This window comes from Microcystis sp. M_QC_C_20170808_M3Col (genome assembly GCF_007095505.1).
In the GTDB taxonomy this organism is placed as follows: domain Bacteria; phylum Cyanobacteriota; class Cyanobacteriia; order Cyanobacteriales; family Microcystaceae; genus Microcystis.
In genome coordinates this window covers 1-3461 of sequence record NZ_SFBY01000327.1, presented here as the reverse complement: position 1 = coordinate 3461, position 3461 = coordinate 1, and the positions used below count along the sequence as shown (strand labels likewise).

At 42.4% G+C, this 3461-nt stretch carries 3 protein-coding genes and 1 pseudogene; 2 read left to right on the top strand and 2 right to left on the bottom strand.

All coding sequences use genetic code 11. From position 1 onward, the window contains the following. A pseudogene (locus tag EWV84_RS15090) lies at positions 1 to 151 on the top strand (RNA-guided endonuclease TnpB family protein); the annotation flags it as partial. A gap of 58 nt (positions 152 to 209) precedes the next feature. Next, positions 210 to 527 carry a 30S ribosomal protein S10 gene (rpsJ, locus tag EWV84_RS15085; RefSeq protein ID WP_002800099.1) on the top strand — a complete coding sequence of 106 codons (318 nt, stop codon included), beginning with the start codon at positions 210 to 212 and terminating at the stop codon, positions 525 to 527. 400 nt (positions 528 to 927) lie between these two features. Here rpsJ and glyQ read toward each other — a convergent pair whose 3' ends face one another. Continuing rightward, the gene (gene glyQ / locus EWV84_RS15080; protein ID WP_286827415.1) at positions 928 to 1803 is read right to left on the bottom strand and encodes a glycine--tRNA ligase subunit alpha; all 876 of its coding nucleotides are present in this window, start codon (positions 1801 to 1803) and stop codon (positions 928 to 930) included. A 142-nt stretch (positions 1804 to 1945) separates the two neighbouring features. Next, a complete protein-coding gene (locus tag EWV84_RS15075; RefSeq protein ID WP_287078647.1) occupies positions 1946 to 2869 on the bottom strand; it encodes a serine/threonine protein kinase in 924 nt (307 codons plus the stop codon). Positions 2870 to 3461: the final 592 nt, after the last annotated feature.

Genomic DNA, 3461 nt, shown 5'->3' with positions numbered 1-3461 from the left:
TACTGTTGGGCAAACAGAAACCGACCCAAACGCCTTGGGAGAGTCCGGCCTCTGGATTCTTAATGGAGACATTGAGAATCTAAGCTGTCTCGTTGAACAAGGAATTTCCGATAGTGATATGGAAAGAATCCCCCGTCACAGCGTAGCTTGACGGTGGGAGTATGTCAATGTCTTTATTTTGTACCTTGACAATTGCAATAGGTGAAATTATGGCTACTTTACAACAACAGAAAATTCGCATTCGTTTGAAAGCTTTTGACCGGCGCTTACTCGATACTTCCTGTGAGAAGATTGTCGATACTGCCAATAGAACTAACGCCACGGCGATCGGACCGATTCCCCTACCGACCAAAAGAAAGATTTATTGTGTCCTGCGTTCCCCTCACGTTGACAAGGACTCCCGTGAACATTTTGAAACCCGCACCCATCGCCGCATTATTGATATTTACCAACCCTCTTCTAAGACAATCGATGCTTTGATGAAATTAGATTTACCCGCAGGGGTTGATATTGAGGTTAAATTGTAAAAAATGCCAAAAAGATGTTATCGCTAACATCTTTTTTTCTTAGAGACTCTTTGTCATACCAAATCCGTTTTTATACTAAATCTGGTTATTAAAGACTGATTATTTATCCCCCCTTTTGCCTTTTGCATGAGTGCCTTTTGCCTGTATTCATAAGTAGCCTATACTCAACGGATTTAGTATCAGTTACCCAATTTTCAGGGAAAAAGTACCTGAATTTTACCCCCGATCACCCCAATGGTAGGCACTTTTTGAGGGAAAAAAAGTCTAAAAGCCTTATCCAACAAAGTTTTTAGATTTATTCAGCAAACCCTAAATAGGATTTAGTATAAAAAGAAGTTATTAAAAGAGGGCCAATACAATTGGTAGGGGTGCATCGCCAAAATTGAGATGCCACTGATTGCTAAACTTTTTGTAGGGGAAAACCTAAAGCTTCCCGTTGCTGTAAATACAATTGAGCAACCTGTCGAGCTAAATTGCGAATTCTGCCGATATAACGGGTTCTTTCAGCTACAGCAATCACACCTCTAGCATCGAGTAAATTAAAAGTATGGGAACATTTGAGAACATAATCTAGACTGGGAATCACCAGAGAGCGATCGATTAATTGTTTAGCTTCCTGTTCATATAAACTGAATAAACTAAATAATAACTCAGGATTGGAAGCCTCAAAATTGTAGGTACATTGTTCGATTTCATTTTGCAGAAAAATATCACCGTAGAGGATATTTTCATTCCATTGAATTTCATTAATTGCCTCTACATCTTGCAGATACATGGCTAATCTTTCTAAACCATAGGTAATCTCGATCGCCACGGGACGACAATCGATACCTCCACACTGTTGAAAGTAGGTAAATTGGGTGATTTCCATGCCATCTAACCACACTTCCCAACCCACACCCCAAGCACCGAGGGTGGGAGATTCCCAGTTATCTTCCACGAAGCGAATATCGTGATCTTCTGGGTTAATTCCTAACACCCGCAGGGAGTCTAAATAGATATCCTGAATATTATCGGGAGAGGGTTTAATTAGGACTTGATATTGATAGTAATGCTGAAAACGATTGGGATTTTCGCCATAACGGCCATCCGTAGGACGACGACAGGGTTCCACATAGGCAACGGCCCAAGGTTCCGGACCAATTGCCCTTAAAAAAGTGTGGGGACTCATGGTTCCCGCACCTTTTTCCGTATCATAGGGTTGAGCAACTAAACAACCGCGAGCGGCCCAAAATTCGTTTAATTTAGCAATAACAGCTTGGAAAGTTAGAGACATGGGGAAAAGTAAAAAAGCGGATTAGGGGTTGGGGAAGTGGGGTGTAGGGTGTAGGGAAGTGGGGAAGTGGGGAAGTGGGGAGCTTTTCAGTGATCAGTAAACAGTGAACTGATAACTGATAACTGTCTCCTGACGGTTAAAGTCATTGACTTACTTTTAACTGCAAGCGAAAGTTAACGGGGTTAGAAGACTGGGGGAGAATAACTAATTCATAAAATCCCTCTTCGGGTAATTGACCGGACCATTGCCGATCGCTAGACTTGTCTAAAAGAGTGACCTTGCCACTGGGAGAGTAGAAAGATAGTAAAACTTCGCCTTCTGCCTCTAAATTTAAGTCTAACCGATCACTGGAACGCAATTTTATTGCATAGGCTTTTCCTTGTCCCTGGCGGAGAATTGCCTCGATAATCTCCTCTCCCCCCGCGTCTAAACTTTCGATCGCTTGGTAGGATAGGCCAGACTGTAAAGATTGTAACTGATTCCAGGCCAAACCACTCCATAGTTGACCTAGTCCGCTATCAAAATTTGGTCTTTCTGTCAATTCGGGAAATAGCTGAAAAAAGGCAGTATCAGTGAGTAAATTAAGGACTCTACTGCTTAATCGTAACTGATTCACTTGTTCTCGCCATTTTTCTCGCTGTTGCTCGTCGTAGCTACCTAATGCTTCTCTAGTGCCAGAATCGAGACGGTCTAAGCGATCGAGGATTTCTGCTGCTAGAATATCTCTTTGTTCCTGTTTCTGTTTTTCCTCTTTGATATCCCCATAGCGGAGGCTAAACAATTCATTGACGAGATTTTTAAAAAACTGACTATCAATTCCCAACTCTAGACGGCGCTTTCTCATCTCAGCTTTCCGCTGCCATGCCGGATCTGTGGCAGAATTAAAATTATTTTCTTCCGTGGCAAAAACGGGTTTAACGGTTTCGGGTTGATTGCTGTGCTTAACCCACTGTTTCCCGATTAACCAGCCTATTGCCGCCGATAATAACATCAAGAGGCAAAAAATAGCGATCCTACTGGAACAGCCGAGAAAAAGGGGCGATTTATTCCGAGAATTAGCGGCCATTGTCTCCTTAGACGATTTGGGGTGTGGATATTTAAAGATGAGATTAACACAATTGACATCCTCCCCGCCGTAAAACGGACGGCGATTCCCACTAGAACAAGCTTAATTGCTCGTACTTTTGATGGGTTGACGCGACCCGGGATGCTGCTTCTTTAACAGAAGTCTTACGCTTTCCGACCCGTCCATTTTTAGTCTCCGAATGTCCTCCGGCGACCTTGATATTTAGGGTCTGCTGAATAAATATAAAAACCTTGTTGGGTAAGACTTTTAGACTTTTTGTCAATTAAAAAGTACCGGACTGGGAGTGATCAGGGGGAAAATTCAGGTACTTTTTCCCTGAAAATTAGGTAATTGACCCCCTGAAAATGGGTAAAACCCCACACCCCACACCCCACACCCCACACCCTACCCCCAAGAAAAACTTTTTGCCGCAAACCCTATTTAATCTTGGTTCCGATGGTGTTGGGTAACAGTCGTCAACCCAATTGCTCAAAAATAGGAGCTTACGGAAGAACACAATAAAAAACTTCTGCTAAACTAGAGGCATCTTTTTGAGTTTAATTGCGTGAAAACTGACAGTATTTTCTATCAA